Origin of the sequence: Aestuariivirga sp., from assembly GCF_047600585.1 — a bacterium.
Taxonomy (GTDB): Bacteria; Pseudomonadota; Alphaproteobacteria; order Rhizobiales; family Aestuariivirgaceae; genus Aestuariivirga.
The window spans coordinates 1289824-1310142 of the sequence record NZ_JASGKP010000001.1; the positions used below are offsets into that span (position 1 = coordinate 1289824).

A 20319-nucleotide genomic window follows, 5' to 3' on the forward strand; every position below is an offset into this window, starting at 1 on the left:
AGACTGACGGCCGCCCTTAGGCGACCAGTGCCTTCCGAACCTTCTCGGTCAGGTCGTTGCGCGTGAAGGGCTTGTTCACAAGCTCGATCGAATCCGGCAGGTCCTGCATCTGGCGCACGGAGCCCGGCGCATAACCCGACATGAAGAGGATCTTCAGGTTGGGCCTGACCTTCATCGCCTTCACGGCCAGTTCGGGGCCGTTCATGCCACCCGCCATGATGACGTCGGAGAGCACGAGATCGATGTCCTTGCGTTCGGTAATGAGCTTCAGGCCTTCGTGACCATCCTTCGCGGTAATCACGTCGAAGTCCATTTCCTCGATCATCGCGGCGGCGACGTCGCGGACTGAGGGATTGTCCTCCACCACCAGCACAAGCTGCTTGCGCTTCTCTGCGGTGAGCGTCATGGCGGGCGCCGAAGGCAGGCTGCCCAGTTCACGCTTCAGCTGCGCCTGGAGATTGGCCGGCAGGCTGGGTTCGATATCCTTCGACTCGCCTCGCAGGCGCGGCAGGTAGATCTTGACCGTGGTGCCGTGGCCCACTTCCGAATAGACCTTGATGTGGCCGTTCGACTGCTTGACGAAGCCGTAGATCATCGAGAGGCCGAGGCCTGAACCCTTTTCCGGGCCCTTGGTGGTGAAGAAGGGCTGGAACACCTTTTCGATGATTTCGGGCGCCATGCCGGAGCCCGTGTCGGTGACCGAGATCTCGACGTAATCGCCCGGGATCACCTCCTCATGCTCGGCGCAGTAGGCGGCATCGAGCTTGCGGTTCGAGGTTTCGATGATCAGGCTGCCGCCCGCCGGCTGCATGGCGTCGCGGGCGTTGATGGCGAGGTTGAGCACGGCTGTTTCCAGCATGGTCTTGTCGACCTTGATCGACCACAGTTCCTCGCTCGGAATGATCTTCAGGTCGACGATGGCGGTGAGTGCCTGCTTCAGCATGTCCTGCATGGAGAAGAGCAGTTCGTTGACCGTCACTTCCTTGTTCTGCAGCGTCTGCTGTCGCGAGAAGGCCAGCATGCGGCGGGTAAGTTCCGAACCCTTTTCCGCAGCATCGATGGCGGCGCGGATGCGCTTCAGGGCGCGGTCGTCGCTGCGCACCAGCTGTTCGACAAGCTGGAGGTTGCCCATCACCACCATGAGCAGATTGTTGAAGTCGTGGGCGATGCCGCCCGTAAGCTGGCCCACCGCTTCCATCTTCTGGGCCTGGTGGAAGCGCTTCTCCAGTGCCTTGCGCTCGGAGACGCACTGGCAGCAGCCGAAGACACCGTCGACGACGCCCTTGTCGTCACGCTCCGGCTCCATGCTCACTTCGAAGTAGGCGAGCTCGCCCTTCTTGTCCTTGACGGCGATCTCGAGGTTCTTGATGGCCGTGCCGATCTTGGCAAGTTCGAGGGCCTCGCAGAACTTCTCGCGGTCGCCCGGCTCGATCATGCCGATGAAGGTGTTGAGGTTGGGATGGATCATGGCGTCGGCCATGCCGATCAGCGCTGCCATTTCCTGCGAGAGGCGCGAGACGCCGGATTCGTTGCGGAGCGCGAAGCTGCCGAGGCGGGCTGCCGCCTGGGTGCGCTTGAAATTCCGTTCGGAGACCTTGAGGCGCTCGAGCGCCACCATCTGCTCGTCGATGTTGCGGCAGAGCCCGATGCACTTCATCGGGTGGCCGTCGGTCGGGCTGCGGATCACGCCGGCAAGCGACTCGATCCAGACGTATTTGCCCGACGATGTCTTCACCCGGTAGCGCGTCTGGAAGACGTCGGCGCCGAAGGGCGCCTTGCGAATCTTCTCCGAGATCGTCTTGTCCTTGTCTTCCGGATGGATGAGCTCGTCGAAGCTCGCGAAGTTGAGGTTCTTCTCGCCCACCTTGTGGCCGAAGATGTCGTACATCTCCGGCGAATTGTAGGTTTCCTCGGTCTCGTAGTTGTAGTCCCACACGGCATAGCCGCCGGACTTGAGGGCAAGCGAAAGGCGCTTTTCATTCTGTAGCACCTGCTGCGCCGTGCTGGCGTCGATGCCCTTGCCGGTAAGGAGGTAGAAGGTTTGGCCGCCTTCGTCCCACTTCTGGGCCGAGAAGACCTTGCGGATCGCGGAGCCGAGGGGATGGAGGTAGGAGACTTCGATCTGCTGGGTGTCGCTGCCGTCCTCGTTCGGAACGCGGCGGGCTGAAAGGGTGCCCGCGCCGGCCTTGTAGAGACCCTTGCCGACCACATCGACGCGCTGGCAGTTCCAGGCACGCAGGAGTGGCAGGGTGACCTCTGTCACCACTGCATCGGGAAGGGAGACGGCCATGGCCTCGGCCCCCGCTGCGTCCATGGCTTTGATCAGCTTTTCAATCATCTGCCGCCCTGCGAAAAGAAGACACGAAGCTGACTTTCTAACTCCAAAAGAGTGAAACAAACCTTTCGCCAACTCTTGCCATTGAACGCTTTCCGGTGACCATGCATAAAGCCTGTTCAACGTTGGGCAGGCCGTTTGAGGGGGGTACCATGGACGAGAAGTGGCAGAAGAGTTTTCCGGTGTCCTGGGACCAGTTCCACAGGGACGCCCGGGCCCTGGCATGGCGGCTCTCGGCGGCGGGCCCGTTCCGGGCCGTGGTCGCCATCACCCGCGGCGGGTTGGTGCCTGCCGCCGTGGTTGCGCGAGAGCTTGGCATCCGGGTGATAGAGACCGTCTGCATCGCCTCCTATGACTATGACAAGCAAGGCGAAATCTCGGTTCTGAAGCGGGTCGCCAGCGACATTTCCGGGGAAGACAAGGGCAAGGGCGTGCTGATCGTCGATGACCTCGTGGATACCGGCGCCACCGCCAGGGTGGTGCGCGAGATGATGCCCCAGGCCCATTTCGCTACCGTCTATGCCAAGCCGTCAGGCCGCCCGCTAGTCGATACCTTTGTCACCGAGGTGAGCCAGGACACCTGGATTTATCTGCCGTGGGACATGGACCTGCAGTTTGCTCCTCCCATCCGGGAACGGGCGACGGTCTAGGTCTTGAGGGCGAAGTCACCCGCCCGCTTCACCAGCTTCTCGAAATAGTGGGCGAGGGCGGGGTGCTGGACGGCCAGTTCGTCGAACAGAATGCGGATCGTATCCGGGATGTCCTTTGAGTCGGCAACGTCAAGCCGTTCAATGAGTTCATTGTAGGTCTTGCGGAATTGCTGGAACACGGGTGAAGCCCCGTGCTTTTCATCGTCGATGATGATGTAGACGGGTTCGGCCTTCGACTTGCCCTTCATGGGCAGGCTGCCGGCATAGAGCCAGGCGAGGCTATCGGTCTTGCCGCGCAACTCGCCCGCGACGGCGATATCGAAGCCCAAGTTCTTGCAAGTTGCTTCAGTGCGGGCAGCGGTGTTCACGGTCTCACCCAGCACGGAGTAATCGAAGCGCTCCGAGGAGCCCATGTTGCCGACGCAGGCCGGGCCGCTGGTCAGACCGACGCGGACCGCGAGACGTGGGGCGCCGCGCCCGGTCAACAGCGCGTGCAGGTCCGGATCATCGTTGAGGGCAGCCACCGCTTCACGGATGCCGATTGCCGCGCGGGCTGCATGATACTGATGGTCCTCCAGTGGAATGGGCGCATTCCAGAAGGCCATGATGGCGTCGCCGATGTATTTGTCGATGGTCCCCTTCTCGGCGAGGATTGCCTTGCTGCCGGCGTCGAGCAGGCGGTTCACCACCTTCACGAGGCTCACGGGATCGAGCTTCTCCGACAACGGCGTGAAGTTCTCGATGTCGACGAAAAGCACTGTCACGTCGCGCATCTCGCCACCGAGCTTGAGGCTGGCGGGATTGTTCTCGATTTCCTCCAGAACGGCGGGCGCCACATACTGCGCGAAGGCGCCGCGAAGTTGCCGGCCCTGCTTGTCCGTGACCATGAGTTTCATGGCGATGCTGGCGAGGAAGGTGAGTGTAATGCCGAGCAGCGGATAGGTGGCATCAAACAGCAGGCTGGCGCTACGGAAGGCGTAGAGCGTGCCGGCCAAGATGGCTGCCGCGATGATGGCGTATGCCACGATCGAATTGCGCGGCTTCACGAAGCCGGTGAAGGTCGAGAGCCCGAGGCCGATAATGATCACGCCGAGAATTTCAGCTCCTGCCGCCCATTCCGGACGTGTGAGGAAGGCGCCGCTCAGGACCTGTTCTATGGCCTGGGCATGGACCGAGACGCCGGGCACGGTTTCGCCAAGGGCCGAAGTTCGGACGTCGAGCAGGCCCACGGCCGAAGTGCCCACCAGTACGACGTGTCCTTCGATCAGGGGGCGTAGCGCTTCGCGTTCCTTGCCCGAGAGCACCTTGGCGGCCGGTACATAGAGATCGCGAGGATCGGGCCGGTAGTAGACATAGAACAGCCCGGCTTCCGACAGCGGAATCTCGAGGTCGCCCACCACCAGCGACTCGATGGCATTCTTCGTGTCAGGCGAGGCGCGGACCAGAAGCGTCTCGGCACCCTGGGCCACGCGAAGCGCTTCGGCGGCCAGAGACGGATAGAGCCTTGAGCCATCGCCCAGCAGGAAGGGAATCTGGCGGGCCACGCCGCCTTCAGAGGCCAGCGACACATTCATGCTGCCGACACCTGCAGCGGCGGCATCGAGCAGAGGCAGGTTCGTGGTGATGCCGGCCAGGCGCGGCGCTGCATCCAGCGCATCTTCACCGGTCTGTGCGAAGCCAGCCTTGATCGGCGGATGGGCCGTGATGCTGGCACCCGAAGAGGCGAAGGCGAGCACCACAGGCCGTCCGCGGATGGCCGAGGCAAAGGCTTCGTCGTTGTCCGGCAACACGGAGGCATCGAGGTTGGCCGAGGCCGTCTTCAACGCGTCCTGTACTTCGGGCGCAGCAAGAATCCGCCGCGGCGACATGCGGTCCGGTTCAGGGAACACGATGTCGTAGGCGACGACGGCCGCTCCAAGATCTACCAGTTCGTTGGTGAGTGTCGCCAGGGTCGAGCGAGGCCAGGGCCATTGCCCCACTTCATTTAGAGAGGTCTCGTCGATGTCGATGATGCGGACAGGCTGGGCTTCCGGCATGGCCCGCGGCCACAACCTCTGCAGTGCATCGAAGCCGGAGCCCCTCAGCGAAGAAACGGGCGCCGGGTCCACGCTGCGCATGAGGGTGAGCAGTGCCACCATCACCACGCCTGCGAGAGCCGGCCACCCGTTGCTCAGCTTGTTGAGCATGAGTCAGCCAGAACCATAGAGGTTGCCAGCGATTTATCAGCCGCCGTCACCATTGTCGTCGTTCTGTTTCGGTTCAAAGGGCTGGCGAATTGAGCCGTTACCACCACCCGTATTCAGGAACTTGGCGATCGCCTGCTTGCACTTGTTGGTCGGGAGATGGAACTGCCTGTTCAGCGGACGCTGATCAAGAACATAGGGCAGGTTGCCCACGATCAGACCACCGGCCTGGGCTGCCGAGAATTCCTGCGCCTGGCTGCCGCCGGCTTGACCGACCTCGCAGTTTTCGGAGAGATTGACACACTTGCCGGACTTCGCATCGCAAAGGCGCACTATGCCGCTCATGACCGCGAGCCCAGTGTTGCGTTTGTCAGACCAATCAAATCCGGTGCCGCGGATGCCGATGGTGGCGCTCGACGAACTGATGTCATAGGCGCTCTTCGCGCTGCGGCCGGTGATGAACCGGAAGGTGCCGCGCAGTGTCTTGATGGACACCTTCTGGGCTGTGCCAGATCCCCCCGTCACATAGCGATCGAGCACCAGTGAGGAACTCGGTCCGACCACCAGTTTGGTGTTGTCGTTCAGAATGATCTGGGCATTGCCACCAGCGCCAACCGTGATCTTGTCGTCTTCGTAGACGCTCGATCCTTCTGACAACTTGCGGTCGCCGCCCGGCCCCGAAGCCGAAGGAGAACCGGCCGTTGCCACGACCTTGCCGATCTGGTTTGCCGCATGTGCAGCCGTAAGTGAGAAAAGAAGGGCGGCCACTGCTAAGAGGGCACGAAACGCAAGACGCTCGGTCATAACACGTAACTCTGCTGATTTATGTATAAGCCCCGTACGAAGGTTCTAGACGCACACCAAAGGGTTGGCAACAGGGCGCCTTATCCCTAAATAGGCGGCGATGGCTTTTTCCCCAGTAAATCCTGTCTTGCTGCTTCTCGTCCTGTTCCAGGTGAAGCATTTCATTTGTGATGGGCCGTTGCAGACGGGTGCGATGGTGCGGGACAAGGGGCATTATGGCCGGCTTCTGGGAATCCTTCACGCCGCCATCCACGGTGCCGGAACTTTGTGCACCTTGCTCGTTTTCGGAACGTCGGCCCTTGTCGCGGTCAAATTGGCGCTGCTCGACTTCGCCATCCACTACCATGTGGATTTCACCAAGGAGCAGATCGTGCGGCGGGCAGGGTGGACCACCACGGTCCCGCAATTCTGGTGGGCGCTCAGCGCCGACCAGATGACGCATCAACTGACCTACCTGTTCCTGACCTATTTGGTTTTCAGCGGGGTCTAGTTCAAAGCCGCGTCGGGTCGTCGTCGTCCAACACGCGGCGGGTGTTGGTGCGGCGCATCTTCATGGCGAGATCTCGCCCCAGGAGCTGGTACATGATCCCGGAGATCTGCTCGTCGGATGCCACGACGCGGGCCATCTTCATCTTTGAGAACGCCAGGACGCGGCTCGGCTCTTCGACGGTCACCGTTGCTGTTGCAGGGTTGCCGGTAAGATAGGCGATTTCACCGATGAAGGTGCCCTTCTCGAGATAGGTGACGAACTTGCCGCTGACCTCGACATTGGCGCGGCCGCGGCAGAGGAAGTAAAGCGCATCGACCGGCGCGTCCTGCCGCGTGAGCACATCACCCGCCACATAGTCCTTCCAGTCGGCCGCTCGCAGAAGCTTGGCAATCTGGAAGTCGCTGAGGCCCGAGAGAACTCGCGCAGCAGCGGCGCATCCGCTTCCGGCAACCGCAGGCTGAGGCGCTCGCGCGTCAGGATCACCAGATGGAAGAGGTTGATCAGGATGAAGACAACGGTCCAGCCGATGCCGACCGCGAGGTCTCCGCCCGTGTAGGAGAAGTAGATAATTTCGAGTGCCGACCCCAACACGGCGACCACGCGCAGCCAATAGATGTTGGTCAGCCAATAGGAAAGCGCGAGGATCAGATAAGACAGATGCCCAAAGGCATTGCCAAACGACATCAAGTCCATCAGTTCCACTCCTCCCCCGAGCCCTGCCAAATTCGCAACATCAGCAAGACCTTGTCAAGAAAGGACAAGCGCGCCTAGATGCAGGGCTTGACGGGACTGGTCTTGAAGAAATGGCACTCCGTCAGTGCGGGCGTGGCGGAATGGTAGACGCAACGGACTTAAAATCCGTTGGAGGAAACTCCGTGAGGGTTCGAGTCCCTCCGCCCGTACCAGCCGGCGCCGTGTGAGGAAAATGACGTGACCAAGTTGGACCGGGATGCCCGGATTGATGCCGCCCTTGATGGCGCAATTGCGAATTTTGTTGCCAAGCGGCCGAAAACCGCCGCCATGCACGAGCGGGCCAAGGCCGTCATGCCGGGCGGCAACACCCGCACGGTGCTGTTCTCGCAGCCGTTTCCCATCCGCGTTGAAAGGGCGGAGGGCTCGCGCCTCTACGATATCGATGGCCACAGCTACATCGATTACGTGGGCGAATACTCGGCCGGCATCTATGGGCATTCCCATCCGAAGATCATGGCGGCGGTGCAGGATGCTCTCGCCGGCGGCATTAACATGGGTGCTCAGCATGTGCGCGAAGTCGCCTTTGCCGAAGCCGTGGCGGAGCGCTTTGCACTGGAACGCTTGCGCTTCACCAATTCCGGCACGGAAGCAAACATGCTCGCCCTTGCCGCCGCGCGCGCTTTCACGGGGAAGCCTGCGATCATGCCCATGCTCGGCGGCTATCATGGCGGCACGCTTTATTTCACAGCCGGTCCTTCGGCGGTGAATGCGCCGTTCGAATGCGTGCTCGGCCACTACAACAAGGTGGAGGAGACCCGCGCCCTCATTGCGGATCTTGCCGACAAGCTGGCGGCGGTCATACTTGAACCCATGCTGGGAAGCGGCGGCTGCCTGCCTGCGACACAGGAATTCCTGGCCATGCTGCGGGCGGAATGCACGGCGCGCAACATCGTGCTGATCTTCGACGAGGTGATGACCTCGCGGCTTCATCCCGGCGGGCTTGCGGAGAAGACGGGGATCACGCCCGATCTCAAGACACTGGGGAAATACATCGGCGGCGGTATGAGCTTCGGCGCCTTCGGCGGCCGCGCGGACATCATGAACCTCTTCGACCCAACCCGGCCGAAGCCCCTGCCGCATGCGGGCACCTTCAACAACAATACGCTGACCATGACGGCGGGCCGCGTCGGCCTCACCGAAGTGTTCACGCGCGAAGCCTGTGTGGCTCACAATGCGCGGGGCGAAGGATTGAAGGCGCGCCTCAACGAGATGTTCATGCGCTATCAGGCGCCCATGCAGGTGACGGGCGTCGGCTCACTGCTCACGCTGCACCCGCTGGGCGGCGCAATTGCAAGCCCGGAAGATGCTGGCAAAGCTGACATCCGCCTCAAGCGGCTCGTCTACTTCCATCTGCTCGATCACGGCATCTATGTCGCCGAACGCGGATTCATGGCGCTGGCGCTCACCCTCTCGGATCAGGATTTTGGCGCACTCGAAACAGCGCTTCAGGAATTTGTCGAAAGCAACAGGTCGCTGCTCAACTGACCTTGCGCAAGGCAGCGGCGAGATTGCCGCTGCGCGCCACCTTGACCTCGGCAAGCCCCAGCCACACCGCCATCAGCCGGAGTTCCGGCGCGAGGGCACGCGCGGTCTCAGCGGGATCCGCATCGGCCTCGTGATAGGAGGCATTGACCAGGAGCGCATTGTTCTCCCGGTCGGCCTTGAGGCAGAGCCTGCCCGCCATTCTGTCGTGGTGCAGGAAGGGTAACACGTAGTAGCCAAATTTTCTTTTCTCTTGAGGGGTATAGAGTTCGATCCGGTAGTGGAATCCGAACAGCCTTTCGGCCCGTTCGCGGTTCCACACGAGCGGATCGAACGGTGAGAGCAGGGCGATGCCGCCAGCCTCGCGCGGGCGCTTCGCATCGCGGTGGATGTAGGCGGGCGCCTTCCAGCCCTTCACTTCAACCTCGATGAGCGAGCCATCGGCGAGGCAATCGGCGAGCGCCGTCTTCGCGTCCGCCACAGGCAGCCGGAAATAGTCGCGGAGATCGATCTCGGTGGCGATGCCGAGAGCGGCCCCACCCATCGCCATCAGCTGCCGGAAGACCTCGCGTTCGGGCGGGGTTTCGCGCGCCAGCACCTCGGAGGGGATCACGCGTTCGGGAATGTCGTAGATACGTTCGAAGCCATCGCGCCGTGATGTGGTAACGAGGCCGTGGTCGAAGAGCGTTTCGAGCGCCATCTTGCCTTTGCTCCAGCCCCACCAGCCGCCGTCACCCTTGCCGCCTTCCGGCACGTCGCGCACGCGTGTGGGTCCGTTCTTCTCGACAAAGGCCAGTGTCGATTTCAGGAACTCCGGCTCCTCGCGGGCGAAGCGGTCCATGGAAGTATAGATGCCGTCACCGGCGCGGGCCCGGTGCATGCGCCAGCGCATGAGGGGATGAAGCTCCATCGGAACGAGACTGGCTTCGTGGGCCCAGCATTCGAACAGATGGCGGTTCTTCGTGTTCAGGGAACGCTTGTCCAGAACCGCGCGGTCATAGTTTCCGAGGCGGGCGAAGAGCGGCAGATAGTGTGAGCGCACCAGCACGTTGACGCTGTCGATCTGCAAGAGATGAAGCTTGTCGATCGTGCGCGCGATAGCGCCCCAGTTTGGTGTTGAGCCGCGATGCCGGCTGTCGAAGCCCTGGGCAGCAAGGGCAATGCGGCGGGCCTGATCAAGCGAAAGCGATTTCACAACATCATGTCCGCTTGGTCACGCTCCGCAGTGTCCCGGACCGTGACCCGAGCCGCGATCATGCGGCCTTTTCGTGCCAGGCGGCTTCGGCGGGAATGGAGGCCGCGAGTTCCAGCGACGGATTGAACTTGTACAGCGTCGAGCAATAGGGGCAGATCATCTCGGTTGCCGCGCCCATGTCGAGGAAGACGTGGGGATGATCGAAGGGCGGCTTCGCACCGATGCACATGAACTCCTTGGCGCCGATCTCGATCGAGGCCAGGCCCATGCTGTTGTGGAAGTGGGGGGTTGCGCCAGACGCCATGTCCGAACTCCAAAGGCTTGTTTCAAGAGGCGGATAGCATATCTTGCGGCCCATGCAAAAATTCAATTCTGCGGGTGTCGAGATCGCCTACACGGACCGGGGGGAGGGCGAGCCCGTCCTTCTCATCCATGGCTTCGCCTCCAACCACACCGTCAACTGGGTTGCCACCGGCTGGGAGAAGACCCTGCTGGAGGCGGGCTATCGCGTCATCACCATCGACAACCGCGGCCACGGCCACAGCCAGAAGCTCTATTCGCCGGCAGACTATTCGGCGCCGATCATGGCGGATGATGCGAAGCGGTTGCTCGATCACTTGAACATCAACCGGGCGGCGGTCATGGGTTACTCCATGGGCGCGCGGATCTCGGCCTTCCTGACGCTGCACTATCCGGAGCGTGTGTCGCGGGTGATCTTCGCAGGCCTTGCCGAAGGCATGGTCACGGGCGTGCCCGGTGCCGAAGCCATCGCCGATGGTCTTGAAGCGCCGTCCCTGGAAGATGTCACCGATCCGGGCGCGCGGTCATTCCGGGTCTTCGCCCAGAACACCAAGAGCGACCTCAAGGCGCTGGCATCCTGCATGCGGTCGTCGCGGGTCAAGATCAAGCCGGAAGCGCTGGCGACCATCCGGGTGCCCGTTCTGGTGGTAGCGGGGGATGCGGACGACGTGGCAGGCCCGGTGGCACCCCTCGTGGCCCTCATGCCCACGGCCCGTGGCGTGTCGCTCCCCGGCAAGAATCACATGAACGCCGTGGGCGACAAGGGATACAAGGCGGCCGTACTGGCGTTCCTCGCCGAGACGGCGGAGGCCAGCGCGTGAAGGGGGCAGGCAGCAGGCCTTAACCTTGGCGGACTAGCCGGAACTCTTCCTCCTCCCCACATCCTGCAATCCATGCTAGGGTAACTGACCCGAGGAGCACGCCCATGGCCCGTGACACCAATACAAAGCCGGTCGAAAAGATTGATCCCGTCTGGGACCGTATCCGCACGGAAGCCGAAGAGGCGGTGCGCATCGAGCCCGCGTTGGGCGGTTTCATCTATTCGTCGCTGCTTGCCCACGACAGTTTTGAAGCGGCGCTCATCCACCGTCTTGCCCAGCGTCTTGGCAGTGCCGACCTCGGCTCCGACACGATCGTGAATGCCTTCGAGGATGCGATCACCGCTGAACCGGAGATCGGCCTTTCGGCCCGTGCGGACCTCACCGCCACCTTCGACCGTGACCCGGCCTGCCACCGCTACATCGATCCCTTCCTCTATTTCAAAGGCTACCAGGCCCTGCAGACCCACCGCATGGCGCACCGCCTGTGGAGCATGGGGCGAAAGGACTTCGCCTACTTCCTCCAGAGCCGCTCGTCGATGATCGCGAGCCTCGACATCCATCCCGCAGCCCGCATCGGCAAGGGCATCATGATCGATCACGGCCATGACATCGTGATCGGCGAGACCTGTGTCATTGAAGACAATGTCTCGATCATGCAGGGCGTAACCCTGGGCGGCACCGGCAAGGAAAGCGGCGACCGCCATCCCAAGATCCGGCGCGGCGTACTGATCGGGGCAGGGGCCAAGGTGCTCGGCAACATCGAAATCGGAAACTGCTCGCGCATTGCCGCCTGCTCGGTGGTGCTGCATGACGTGCCGCCCAACCGCACCGTTGCCGGCGTGCCCGCCAAGGTGGTGGGCTATGCCGGCTGCGAAGAGCCGGCCCGCGCCATGGACCATCAGGTCGATGCAGTTGCGGAGGGGGCCGATCAGGTCTAAGCCCCCTGCCACAACCAGTGGAGCACATGCCTTGAAGCCCGACGAAATTGCCAAGCTGACGAAATTCCTGCGCGCCAAGTTCGACAACGCGGGACTCACCGTGCGCGCCCGTCCGCAGAAGAAGGACTCGGGCGAAGTCTACATCGGCGATGAATTCATCGGCGTGATCTTCCGCGACGAGGAAGACGGCGAACTCTCCTACAACTTCTCCATGGCGATCCTCGAGTTCGATCTCGACGAGTAGATCAGAGCCGCCCGGCATTCCATCCAAACGGCGTGAGGGAAAGACCTCATCCCTTGTCATCCGGCCCCGGACTTGCAATCCTGAATCTTGTGTAAAGCCCCTGTCCCATTCCGGGACGGGTGCGGTTTGTTCGGGGTTGTGTCATGGACGTGCAGCACGCAGCTTATCTGTTTGCCATCGCTGTGGGTTTTGTTTCCGCAGGGATCGTGGGATCGGTGTGGGCCATTGCCATGGATGAAGAGCCGCGGCTGGCGCGGCTGCTTGATCCCAATCCTACACTGATGACGCCGCTCCGGGTGCTGGCCATCGTGTTTGCAGCTCCGACCACCATCCTGCTCGATGCCTTTGACGACCTGATCGACCGGCCTTTGCTGGGCGTGCCGGTTCTGGCTGCTGCTCTGGTCTGGAGCTTTTTCCAGGGCGTGTTTATTCTCACTCAGGTGTTCGGACTGACCTGAGGAGTCGCATGGCAATCTACAGCCTTGATGGCATCGCGCCGGAGCTTCCCGGCGAGGGCCGCTATTGGATCGCACAGAGCGCCGATGTGATCGGCAAGGTGCGCCTGCTCACCAACGCAAGCGTTTGGTTCAACGCGGTGCTCCGCGGCGACAATGAATGGATCGAAGTGGGCGAAGGCAGCAACGTGCAGGATGGCGCGGTGCTTCATACCGACATGGGCTCACCGCTCATTATCGGGCGCAACTGCACCATCGGTCACAAGGCGATCCTGCACGGTTGCATCATCAAGAACAATTCGCTGATCGGAATGGGCGCCACCATCCTCAACAATGTTGTCGTGGGAGAAAACTGCCTGATCGGTGCCAATGCTCTGATCCCCGAAGGCAAGGTGATCCCCGACAATTCGCTCGTGGTCGGCGCGCCGGGGAAGGTGCTCCGCCAGATCGATGCAGAGGGAGTTGCGCGTCTCACCAAGTCGGCGGAAGGCTATGTGCGGAACTGGCAGCGCTTTGCTGCGGGGCTGATGCCCTCAGGATAGGCGCGTGAGTGGCGTGCCGCTGTGTCCCATGCTGTCCTCGCGCCCGTGACGGGTGGCGCCGTTCACCCAGTTGACCACATCCATGATCGACCAGCGCTCACCGAGCGTGGGGAGCGGCCGGGGGAACCCGCTGGCTTCGAGCGCCTGCCGCCGTTCCTTGAATTCGTCGGCGGAAATCTGCAGCGCCTCGGCCAGTTCTGATGCGGTGAAGACCAGTTTCATCCCTTGCTCTCCGGTGGAATGTGATGTTCTGATATCACGCGCGGACGTTGCCAAAAAGCACAAACTCACATGAAATATGTGAAATTATGCTTATTTGCCAATTACTTATTGCGAAGGCTGTGGAGCACGACGCCCTTCACCGCGATGCGTTCGTCATCCAGCCGAAAGGGCGCGAAGAGCCTGGGATCCGCCGTCGCCGAGATCAGATAGGGTGGATCGAAAATGCGGAACACGGTCTCGGTGCGGGCCGCGGTCCAGTCATAGACCTGCGCGCACACCACGTCGCCCTTGAGAGGGGAAGCGCCGAGTTTCACGAACAGGATGTCGCCCGGACGGAAGCCGCCCAGTTCGAGCGCGCGGCTGCGGAGTGTCCAGGCATCGACGCTGCCATTGGCGGACCTGAGGTGCGTGAGCATCAATGTCACGAGATCAGACGCATCGGCTGCAAGGGGCAGGGCTTCCGACTCGGACAGGCCCGGCGTGCTGTCGTCCGTGGCGGCCCCGCCTGCGCCGAAGATAACGCCGGATGCCTGCTCGATGCGGCGGATGGTGGTGGCGCGCAGCGTGGGTGACGTCGGTGAGGAAAGAAAGCGCGACAGGGTTGAGGGATCAAGGCCTGCGCGCTTTGCAAGTTCGGTCTGGTTCAGGCCTGTGCGGCGGAGAACATCGCGAATGTAGCTGTGCTGATCCGGCCGCTCCGCCATTCAGATCATGCGGGTGTTTCGCCCGTCCTCAGTTGCCGGTGCCGAGAGAGGCCGTGGCCGTGGTCTTGGCATCGTCCAGCGAAACCCACTGCTTGGGATCACGCTGCGTCTGGCGCTTAAGGAAGCGATACTTGGTTTCGCTCCACAGGAGAATGTCGTCGCGGCGGTTGTCGAGAATGAAGTCTCCGGCATCGGAGCTGACGGTGAGGACGGCGTGGCCCTCATTGTTCTCGTCCAGCACCACGGTGATGAGGAGCGAAGAGGAGGGGAAGCCGCGCTGCTCGAGTTCGCGCTGCTTCAGCAGCACATAGTCTTCGCAATCGCCAGCGGTGACGGGATAGGCCCAGAACTCGACTTCGCCATAGAGCTCCTGGTCGGAGGCGGGCTTGATGTCCTTGTTGACCTGGAGATTGACCTCGAACAGGTCTGCCCAGCGTTCGGGGGACATGCGCAGGCGGGGCGTGAGCAGGGTGCCCTTGCCCTTGCACTCGGATGGGCTCTGGGCACAGAACTTCACGAAGCCGATGGGCGGCTTGGACTTTCCGTGCTCTGCAACAAACAGCGCGCTGTCACCCGCCATGGCAACTCCGCCACCGAGACACGACAACAACGCCACGACCAGCAAACCGACCCGCACCCACATCACCACAGCCCACCCACACAATTAACTCTTCGTTAAGACTCTTACATCGCGGGCCGTGGCGCAACACAAGTGTTACCGATTGGTTAATACACAGGAGAAATGTTTAACATTCGCGGCGAGGGTGTGGCGAAGCCGGGATATGCACAAAAAAGTAGAGCCGACACCGGGTGGGACGGTGTCGGCTCCGAGAAGCCCGGCGGTTTGGGGGATGGGGGGACGCCGGCCGGGCCAATTCCTGTTTCAATCACTTACTGGCACTTACTGGGCGGGTGTGCTCGTCACGGTGCCTGAAGTGATTGTCTTTTCCTTCACCAGAGCCACCCACTGCCGCGGGTTCACCTGCGACTGGCGCTTGAGGAAGGTGTATTTCGTGTCGCGCGAACGGAGGATGTCGTTGCGGCGGTTGTCGAGAACGAATTCGCCCTTGTCGGTGACCACGGTGAGCACGTCATGGCCTTCGCCGGCTTCATCGAGGACGACGGTGTTGAGCAGGGCTTCGCGGGGAAAGCCGAGGCCGAGCAGGTAACGCTGCTTCAGCAGGGCATAGTCCTCGCAGTCGCCGGCATCGACCGGATAGGCCCAGTGCTCGGCTTCGCCGTAGAGCTCCATGTCGCTGACCGGCTTGATCTTTCCGTTCACGTAGCTGTTCACCTGGTCGATCAGGGCCCAGCGCTCCTGGTCCAGGGTGATGCGGCGGGCGCGGCTGGTGCGGTCCTTGCAGTCGCCGGGGTTCTCGGCGCAGAATCGCACGAAGCCGATCGGCGGACGGGCCGGGCCGTATTCGATTGCAAAGTCCTGCTGAGTTTCGTCTGCGGTGTTCGTTGCCAAGGCCGGTTGCGGCATCAGCATCGCTCCGAGAAGAAGGGCAGCCCCCACTGCACTTGACCTCACCATTTGTAACGCCCCATTCGTTGTTGTTGGGGCCACGATAGCTTCGCCACATTGCAGCCACGTTCAGCTGCGCGTCGCAAGTTTATGTAATTGCTTCCGATTTCCGGCAGGTCTTGTTAACCATGGAGGTCAGGACACGTGATTTTCCAAGGAAAAGAACAATCGCGCGCAATAGTGCCCTGCGGGGGTTGCGCTTCTGGAAATCCCCTGTTAATCACGCCCGCGCTTCGCAAGAAGAGCGGTCGTGGCGGAATTGGTAGACGCACTACCTTGAGGTGGTAGCGGGGAAACTCGTGAAGGTTCGAAGTCCTTTCGACCGCACCATCCCTGTTCTAACGGAACAAGGGATGGCAAACCGGGTCAGCAGGTGCCTTTGGCACCTGCGCCTGGCCCCCGGAAAACCTCAGATACCCAAAACAGTCAGGAAATCGAGCGGCCCAGCCAGCGGCTGGTGGTCCGGGCATACTGATGCCACGACGGTCCGAATCGTTGCGCCAGATGGCGTTCTTCCCGCTCCACCGCGAGTTTCCAGGTGAGGAGGAGGGCGATGGGGGCCGCCAGCACCAGCCACCAGATCCCGAAGAACAGGCCGGCGCCTGCCACCAGCAACAGATTGCCCAGATAGATGGGATTGCGGCTCCAGCCGTAAATGCCCGTTGTGATGAGATGATCCGCGCCACGGTGGGGCAGGATCGTCGTCTTATGGCGGCGGAAGGCAGCAAAGGCGAGAAGGTCGATGGCGATGGCAGCCGCGGCCATCAGGGCGCCCAGCACTTGCCAGAGACGTCCGTCCGGAAATGGCAGGGGCGCCAGTCCGTGGATGGCGAGAGCCATTGCCGCCGCCCCGCCAAAGAGCAGGGGTGGCCAGGGGATGGTGTTGGGGCGATCTTCGGTCTCCATGGCCCACAATACTTGCATTTGCCGGCCATAGTGGCTAGAAGCCCGGCCAATTCCCAATTCATCCAAGGAGTTCAAGCTTCATGGCGCGCGTCACCATCGAAGACTGCATTGACAAGTTGCCGAACCGCTTCGAGCTGGTTCTGCTCGCCGCCCACCGCGCCCGCCTGCTGTCGCAGGGTGCGCCGCTCACCGTTGACCGTGACCGCGACAAGGATCCGGTCGTGGCGCTCCGCGAAATCGCGGCCGAGGCGATCAACAAGGACGACCTCCGCGAGGAATACATCCACGCCATGCAGAAGCATGTGGAAGTGGACGAGCCGGAAGAGACCGAAGTGCCGCTCATTGCCCAGTCCGGCGACATGTCGGTCGTGGACGATCAGGGCCAGGACCAGCCGGAACTCGAGCAGATGACCGAGGAAGAGCTGCTGCGCGGCCTCGAAGGCCTGCCGCCGGCGGAGAGCCCCGGCAGCCAGCGCAACGGCTATTGAAGCTATCCGCGCTGATCTGTCTTAGCATGCATGCCAAGGCCGGGGCTGGACCCCGGCCTTTGTTTTTGTAGAGTGTCATCATCATGATGCGCCAATACGAATTGGTCGAGCGGGTGACGCGCTACGATCCGGATGCGAACGAGGACCTCCTCAACCGCGCCTACGTCTATGCCATGAAGGCCCATGGCAACCAGAAGCGGGAATCGGGCGAAGCCTATTTCAATCATCCGCTCGAGGTCGCTGCGATTCTCGCCGACATGCGCCTCGACGACGCCACCATCGCTGCGGCCCTCCTGCATGACACGGTCGAAGACACCGGCGCCACGATGGAGGAGATCGGCGAGAAATTCGGGCCGGAAATCGCCGCCCTTGTCGACGGCCTCACCAAGATCAAGCAACTCGACCGGGTGACGCGCGAAGCAACGCAGGCGGAGAACCTGCGCAAGCTGCTGCTCGCCATGTCGCGCGACGTGCGCGTGTTGCTGGTGAAACTTGCCGACCGCCTGCACAATCTTCGCACCCTCAATCACGTGAAGCCCGAGAAGCGCACGCGCATTGCCCAGGAGACCATGGACATCTATGCGCCGCTTGCGGGCCGCATGGGCATGCAGCTGGTGCGCGACGAGATGGAAGACATCTGCTTCCGCATTCTCAACCCGGAAGCGAACAAGACGATCATCGACCGCCTCACGCGTCTACACGCCGAAAGCGGTGACGTGATCGTGGAGATCGAGCAGGCGCTGCTCAAGCTCTTCAACGACCGCGGCCTCAACGCCCAGGTCTTCGGGCGCGAGAAGCGGCCCTATTCGATCTGGCGCAAGATGGAGCGCAAGAACCTGTCGCTCGATCAGCTCTCCGACATCTTCGGATTCCGCGTCATCGTCGACACGCTCGATGACTGCTACCGGGCGCTGGGCATGGTGCACCGGGCCTGGCGCGCCGTGCCGGGGCGCTTCAAGGATTATATCTCCACGCCGAAGCAGAACGACTACCGTTCACTCCACACCACCGTCGTCGGCCCGCATCACATGCGCGTGGAGATGCAGATCCGCACCAAGATCATGCATGAGATCGCCGAGCGCGGTGTTGCGGCCCATGCCCTCTACAAGGATACGGCGGAAGTGAAGGTGGCCGAGACCGGGGCCCGCGAAGGAGCTGCCGAATCGAATGCCTACCGCTGGCTCCGTCATCTCATGGAAGTTCTTCAGGAGGGCGACAGCCCCAAGGAATTCCTCGAGCATACGCGCCTCGAACTCTTCCATGACCAGGTGTTCTGCTTCACGCCCAAGGGCCAGCTCATCGCGTTGCCGCGCGGCGCCACTCCCATCGATTTTGCCTATGCGCTTCATACCTCGATCGGTGACAGTTGCGTGGGTTGCCGCATCAACGGCCGCCATGCGCCACTTGTGACCACGCTCTCCAACGGCGACGAGGTGGAGATCATCCGTTCCGAAGCACAGTCGCCGCCACCGGCCTGGGAAGCGATTGCCAAGACGGGCAAGGCCAAGGCCGCCATCCGCCGCGCCACGCGAGCGGCCATCCGCAAGCAGTTTGCAGGCCTTGGCCGCGAAATCGTGAGCAAGCTTCTGGAGCGGCACAAGGTCGAGTATTCCGAGAAGCAGATTGCTGCGGCGGTTCCGCGCCTCGGCCACAAGAATGCCGACGACGCCCTTGCCGCCGTGGGCCGGGGCGAGTTGTCCGGCACCGATATCCTGAAGGCGCTGGGCATTGCCGTGAGCGAGGCTGATGCCAAGGAAGCGCGCCGCAAGACCGCGCCCAAGAAGAGCGACAAGGGCGGGCAGGGCAGCATCCCGGTGCGGGGTGCTGCAGCCGGCACCGTGCTCAAGTTCCACACCGTTACAGGCGCCGTGCCGGGCGAGCGCATTGTCGGCATTTCCACGCCGGGCGAGGGCATCACCATCTATCCCATCTTCGCGCAGGCGTTGGAACAGTTCGACAGCCAGCCCGAACGCTGGGTCGATCTTGCCTGGGGCGTTGCCGAAGAAGGCCAGCGCTTCCCGGCCCGCATCCGCCTTGCCCTTATCAACGAGGTGGGCGCGCTTGCACAGGTGACACAGGTGATCGGTGAGCAGGGGGGCAACATCGACGAATTGCAATTGCTGAAGCGCGAGGGCGTGTCCGACTTCTTCGACCTCACCATTCTTGTGGAAGTCTTCGACAACCGGCATTTGAACGACATCATGAATGGCCTAAAGGCCAAATCGAGCGTCACCCAGGTGGTGCGCGTCACGGGGTAAGCGATGCTGTCACACGAAGAGGTTCTGAACGAGTTCCGCGCGGCAGGCGCTCTGCTGGAAGGACACTTCATCCTGTCCTCCGGGCTCCGGAGTCCGCGCTACCTGCAGTGCGCGCGCGTGCTGATGGACCCGAAGCGGGCCGAGCGCCTGTGCAAGGACCTTGCAGCCAAGGTGCGTGCCGGCGGTTTCGGAGAGATCGATATCGTGGCTTCGCCTGCCATGGGCGGCGTCGTCGTGGGTTATGAAATGGCCCGCCAGATGGGCGTGCCCTCGATCTTCTACGAGCGTGTGGATGGCAAGCTGGTGCTGCGGCGCGGCTTTGAAATTCCGGCGGGCGCCCGCGTCCTCATGGTCGAGGACATCGTGACGACAGGCCTCTCGTCACGGGAGTGCATCGAGGGCATCACGTCGGACGGCGGCAAGACCGTTGCGGCCGCCTGCCTCATCGACCGGTCCGGCGGCAAGGCGGATGTGGGCGTGCCCTTGTTCTCGCTCACCCGCCTTGATGTGCCGACCTATGCGGCAGACGCGCTGCCCCCGGAGCTGGCCGCCATTCCGGCCATCAAGCCAGGCAGCCGCGGTCTCGCGAAATAAGAGCAGGGCCCCCACGATGATCATCGGCATCGGCAACGACATCATCGACATCCGGCGGATCGAGAAGACCCTTGAGCGCCACGGCAGCCGCTTCACCGACCGCATCTTCACCGAGATCGAAAAACGCAAGTCCGACCGGCGGGCCGAGCGCGCCGCCTCCTACGCCAAGCGCTTCGCCGCCAAGGAAGCCTGTTCCAAGGCGCTGGGTACGGGACTCAGCCAGGGCGTGTACTGGCGCGACATGGGAGTGGTGAACGAACCCTCGGGCAAGCCCACCATGAAGCTGACGGAAGGGGCAGGGCGGCGGCTGGCGGCCATGACGCCCTCCGGCATGACCGCCCGGGTCCACCTCACAATGACCGACGAGTACCCCTACGCCCAGGCCTTCGTGATCATCGAGGCGCTCTGAGGCGTTTTCACCGTGCGG

The 20319-nt window shown here is 62.3% G+C and carries 24 protein-coding genes and 2 tRNA genes; 15 read left to right on the plus strand and 11 right to left on the minus strand.

Annotation, left to right across the window (positions count from 1 at the left end; all coding sequences use genetic code 11):
* Positions 1 to 16: 16 nt before the first annotated feature.
* Positions 17 to 2338 (minus strand): ATP-binding protein, encoded by a 2322-nt coding sequence (locus QM801_RS06205; protein WP_415018342.1) that lies wholly within the window; start codon positions 2336 to 2338, stop codon positions 17 to 19.
* A gap of 149 nt (positions 2339 to 2487) precedes the next feature.
* Here QM801_RS06205 and gpt point away from each other — a divergent pair, with 149 nt between their 5' ends.
* Positions 2488 to 2985 carry a xanthine phosphoribosyltransferase gene (gene gpt, locus QM801_RS06210; protein ID WP_415018343.1) on the plus strand — a complete coding sequence of 166 codons (498 nt, stop codon included), beginning with the start codon at positions 2488 to 2490 and terminating at the stop codon, positions 2983 to 2985.
* Here gpt and QM801_RS06215 read toward each other — a convergent pair.
* The gene (locus QM801_RS06215; protein ID WP_415018344.1) at positions 2982 to 5171 is read right to left on the minus strand and encodes a CHASE2 domain-containing protein; all 2190 of its coding nucleotides are present in this window, start codon (positions 5169 to 5171) and stop codon (positions 2982 to 2984) included. The two genes, gpt and QM801_RS06215, sit on opposite strands and share 4 nt — an antisense overlap.
* Before the next feature lie 36 nt (positions 5172 to 5207).
* On the minus strand, positions 5208 to 5972 hold the full coding sequence (locus QM801_RS06220) for a FecR domain-containing protein (protein ID WP_415018345.1): 765 nt from the start codon (positions 5970 to 5972) through the stop codon (positions 5208 to 5210).
* Between the two features lie 127 nt (positions 5973 to 6099).
* On the opposite strand from QM801_RS06220, the gene QM801_RS06225 reads away from it, so the two are divergent.
* The gene (locus QM801_RS06225) at positions 6100 to 6462 is read left to right on the plus strand and encodes a DUF3307 domain-containing protein (protein ID WP_415018346.1); all 363 of its coding nucleotides are present in this window, start codon (positions 6100 to 6102) and stop codon (positions 6460 to 6462) included.
* A gap of 1 nt (position 6463) precedes the next feature.
* On the opposite strand, the gene QM801_RS06230 is transcribed toward QM801_RS06225, so the two are convergent.
* Entirely contained in the window at positions 6464 to 6814 is a 351-nt protein-coding gene (locus QM801_RS06230) for a cyclic nucleotide-binding domain-containing protein (RefSeq protein WP_415018347.1), read from the minus strand.
* A gap of 134 nt (positions 6815 to 6948) precedes the next feature.
* On the opposite strand from QM801_RS06230, the gene QM801_RS06235 reads away from it, so the two are divergent.
* The 3 genes from QM801_RS06235 (at position 6949) to QM801_RS06245 (ending at position 8700) form a co-directional block, all read left to right on the plus strand.
* A complete protein-coding gene (locus QM801_RS06235) occupies positions 6949 to 7233 on the plus strand; it encodes a hypothetical protein (protein WP_415018348.1) in 285 nt (94 codons plus the stop codon).
* A gap of 48 nt (positions 7234 to 7281) precedes the next feature.
* Positions 7282 to 7367 (plus strand) — tRNA-Leu (locus tag QM801_RS06240).
* A gap of 25 nt (positions 7368 to 7392) precedes the next feature.
* Positions 7393 to 8700 (plus strand): aspartate aminotransferase family protein, encoded by a 1308-nt coding sequence (locus QM801_RS06245; protein WP_415018349.1) that lies wholly within the window; start codon positions 7393 to 7395, stop codon positions 8698 to 8700.
* On the opposite strand, the gene QM801_RS06250 is transcribed toward QM801_RS06245, so the two are convergent.
* Positions 8693 to 9892 (minus strand): winged helix-turn-helix domain-containing protein, encoded by a 1200-nt coding sequence (locus QM801_RS06250; protein ID WP_415018350.1) that lies wholly within the window; start codon positions 9890 to 9892, stop codon positions 8693 to 8695. The genes QM801_RS06245 and QM801_RS06250 overlap by 8 nt on opposite strands.
* A 58-nt stretch (positions 9893 to 9950) precedes the next feature.
* Positions 9951 to 10196, minus strand: a complete 246-nt coding sequence (locus QM801_RS06255; RefSeq protein ID WP_415018351.1) for a zinc-finger domain-containing protein — start codon at positions 10194 to 10196, stop codon at positions 9951 to 9953.
* A gap of 52 nt (positions 10197 to 10248) precedes the next feature.
* On the opposite strand from QM801_RS06255, the gene QM801_RS06260 reads away from it, so the two are divergent.
* The 5 genes from QM801_RS06260 to QM801_RS06280 all read left to right on the plus strand — a co-directional run bounded on the left by QM801_RS06260 (position 10249) and on the right by QM801_RS06280 (position 13192).
* Positions 10249 to 11013, plus strand: coding sequence for an alpha/beta fold hydrolase (locus QM801_RS06260; protein ID WP_415018352.1), 765 nt, complete (start codon positions 10249 to 10251; stop codon positions 11011 to 11013).
* Positions 11014 to 11117: 104 nt separating this feature from the next.
* Entirely contained in the window at positions 11118 to 11951 is an 834-nt protein-coding gene (gene cysE, locus QM801_RS06265) for a serine O-acetyltransferase (protein WP_415018353.1), read from the plus strand.
* Between the two features lie 31 nt (positions 11952 to 11982).
* A complete protein-coding gene (locus QM801_RS06270; protein ID WP_415018354.1) occupies positions 11983 to 12195 on the plus strand; it encodes a DUF3126 family protein in 213 nt (70 codons plus the stop codon).
* A gap of 143 nt (positions 12196 to 12338) precedes the next feature.
* A complete protein-coding gene (locus QM801_RS06275) occupies positions 12339 to 12653 on the plus strand; it encodes a DUF6949 family protein (protein ID WP_415018355.1) in 315 nt (104 codons plus the stop codon).
* 8 nt (positions 12654 to 12661) lie between these two features.
* On the plus strand, positions 12662 to 13192 hold the full coding sequence (locus tag QM801_RS06280; RefSeq protein WP_415018356.1) for a gamma carbonic anhydrase family protein: 531 nt from the start codon (positions 12662 to 12664) through the stop codon (positions 13190 to 13192).
* On the opposite strand, the gene QM801_RS06285 is transcribed toward QM801_RS06280, so the two are convergent.
* The 4 genes from QM801_RS06285 to QM801_RS06300 all read right to left on the minus strand — a co-directional run bounded on the left by QM801_RS06285 (position 13184) and on the right by QM801_RS06300 (position 15604).
* Complete coding sequence (locus tag QM801_RS06285; protein WP_415018357.1) at positions 13184 to 13414, minus strand: hypothetical protein; 231 nt, start codon at positions 13412 to 13414, stop codon at positions 13184 to 13186. The two genes, QM801_RS06280 and QM801_RS06285, sit on opposite strands and share 9 nt — an antisense overlap.
* 101 nt (positions 13415 to 13515) lie before the next feature.
* On the minus strand, positions 13516 to 14118 hold the full coding sequence (locus tag QM801_RS06290; RefSeq protein ID WP_415018358.1) for a helix-turn-helix domain-containing protein: 603 nt from the start codon (positions 14116 to 14118) through the stop codon (positions 13516 to 13518).
* 28 nt (positions 14119 to 14146) lie between these two features.
* Positions 14147 to 14698: a transglutaminase-like cysteine peptidase gene (locus tag QM801_RS06295; RefSeq protein ID WP_415018359.1), complete on the minus strand. Its 552-nt coding sequence runs from the start codon at positions 14696 to 14698 to the stop codon at positions 14147 to 14149.
* A 321-nt stretch (positions 14699 to 15019) separates the two neighbouring features.
* Positions 15020 to 15604 (minus strand): transglutaminase-like cysteine peptidase, encoded by a 585-nt coding sequence (locus QM801_RS06300; protein ID WP_415018360.1) that lies wholly within the window; start codon positions 15602 to 15604, stop codon positions 15020 to 15022.
* A 286-nt stretch (positions 15605 to 15890) separates the two neighbouring features.
* On the opposite strand from QM801_RS06300, the gene QM801_RS06305 reads away from it, so the two are divergent.
* Positions 15891 to 15976 (plus strand) — tRNA-Leu (locus QM801_RS06305).
* Positions 15977 to 16072: 96 nt separating this feature from the next.
* Here QM801_RS06305 and QM801_RS06310 read toward each other — a convergent pair.
* On the minus strand, positions 16073 to 16552 hold the full coding sequence (locus tag QM801_RS06310; protein ID WP_415018361.1) for a methyltransferase family protein: 480 nt from the start codon (positions 16550 to 16552) through the stop codon (positions 16073 to 16075).
* Between the two features lie 80 nt (positions 16553 to 16632).
* Between QM801_RS06310 and rpoZ the strand changes: the two genes are divergently transcribed.
* From rpoZ to acpS, 4 genes are all read left to right on the plus strand, one after another.
* Positions 16633 to 17040, plus strand: coding sequence for a DNA-directed RNA polymerase subunit omega (gene rpoZ / locus QM801_RS06315; protein ID WP_415018362.1), 408 nt, complete (start codon positions 16633 to 16635; stop codon positions 17038 to 17040).
* A gap of 83 nt (positions 17041 to 17123) precedes the next feature.
* Entirely contained in the window at positions 17124 to 19298 is a 2175-nt protein-coding gene (locus QM801_RS06320) for a RelA/SpoT family protein (RefSeq protein ID WP_415018363.1), read from the plus strand.
* A 6-nt stretch (positions 19299 to 19304) separates the two neighbouring features.
* Positions 19305 to 19892, plus strand: coding sequence for an orotate phosphoribosyltransferase (pyrE, locus tag QM801_RS06325; protein WP_415020899.1), 588 nt, complete (start codon positions 19305 to 19307; stop codon positions 19890 to 19892).
* 16 nt (positions 19893 to 19908) lie between these two features.
* A complete protein-coding gene (acpS, locus tag QM801_RS06330) occupies positions 19909 to 20301 on the plus strand; it encodes a holo-ACP synthase (RefSeq protein ID WP_415018364.1) in 393 nt (130 codons plus the stop codon).
* Positions 20302 to 20319 lie beyond the last annotated feature (18 nt).

What these genes read in the sequence shown, in the direction of transcription:
- QM801_RS06205 (WP_415018342.1), bottom strand. Translation starts at nt 2,338, where the DNA reads ATGATTGAAAAGCTGATCAAAGCCATGGACGCAGCGGGGGCCGAGGCC.
- gpt (WP_415018343.1), top strand. Translation starts at nt 2,488, where the DNA reads ATGGACGAGAAGTGGCAGAAGAGTTTTCCGGTGTCCTGGGACCAGTTC.
- QM801_RS06215 (WP_415018344.1), bottom strand. Translation starts at nt 5,171, where the DNA reads ATGCTCAACAAGCTGAGCAACGGGTGGCCGGCTCTCGCAGGCGTGGTG.
- QM801_RS06220 (WP_415018345.1), bottom strand. Translation starts at nt 5,972, where the DNA reads ATGACCGAGCGTCTTGCGTTTCGTGCCCTCTTAGCAGTGGCCGCCCTT.
- QM801_RS06235 (WP_415018348.1), top strand. Translation starts at nt 6,949, where the DNA reads ATGGAAGAGGTTGATCAGGATGAAGACAACGGTCCAGCCGATGCCGAC.
- QM801_RS06255 (WP_415018351.1), bottom strand. Translation starts at nt 10,196, where the DNA reads ATGGCGTCTGGCGCAACCCCCCACTTCCACAACAGCATGGGCCTGGCC.
- QM801_RS06260 (WP_415018352.1), top strand. Translation starts at nt 10,249, where the DNA reads ATGCAAAAATTCAATTCTGCGGGTGTCGAGATCGCCTACACGGACCGG.
- cysE (WP_415018353.1), top strand. Translation starts at nt 11,118, where the DNA reads ATGGCCCGTGACACCAATACAAAGCCGGTCGAAAAGATTGATCCCGTC.
- QM801_RS06275 (WP_415018355.1), top strand. Translation starts at nt 12,339, where the DNA reads ATGGACGTGCAGCACGCAGCTTATCTGTTTGCCATCGCTGTGGGTTTT.
- QM801_RS06280 (WP_415018356.1), top strand. Translation starts at nt 12,662, where the DNA reads ATGGCAATCTACAGCCTTGATGGCATCGCGCCGGAGCTTCCCGGCGAG.
- QM801_RS06285 (WP_415018357.1), bottom strand. Translation starts at nt 13,414, where the DNA reads ATGAAACTGGTCTTCACCGCATCAGAACTGGCCGAGGCGCTGCAGATT.
- QM801_RS06290 (WP_415018358.1), bottom strand. Translation starts at nt 14,118, where the DNA reads ATGGCGGAGCGGCCGGATCAGCACAGCTACATTCGCGATGTTCTCCGC.
- QM801_RS06295 (WP_415018359.1), bottom strand. Translation starts at nt 14,698, where the DNA reads ATGGCGGGTGACAGCGCGCTGTTTGTTGCAGAGCACGGAAAGTCCAAG.
- QM801_RS06300 (WP_415018360.1), bottom strand. Translation starts at nt 15,604, where the DNA reads ATGCCGCAACCGGCCTTGGCAACGAACACCGCAGACGAAACTCAGCAG.
- QM801_RS06310 (WP_415018361.1), bottom strand. Translation starts at nt 16,552, where the DNA reads ATGGAGACCGAAGATCGCCCCAACACCATCCCCTGGCCACCCCTGCTC.
- rpoZ (WP_415018362.1), top strand. Translation starts at nt 16,633, where the DNA reads ATGGCGCGCGTCACCATCGAAGACTGCATTGACAAGTTGCCGAACCGC.
- QM801_RS06320 (WP_415018363.1), top strand. Translation starts at nt 17,124, where the DNA reads ATGATGCGCCAATACGAATTGGTCGAGCGGGTGACGCGCTACGATCCG.
- acpS (WP_415018364.1), top strand. Translation starts at nt 19,909, where the DNA reads ATGATCATCGGCATCGGCAACGACATCATCGACATCCGGCGGATCGAG.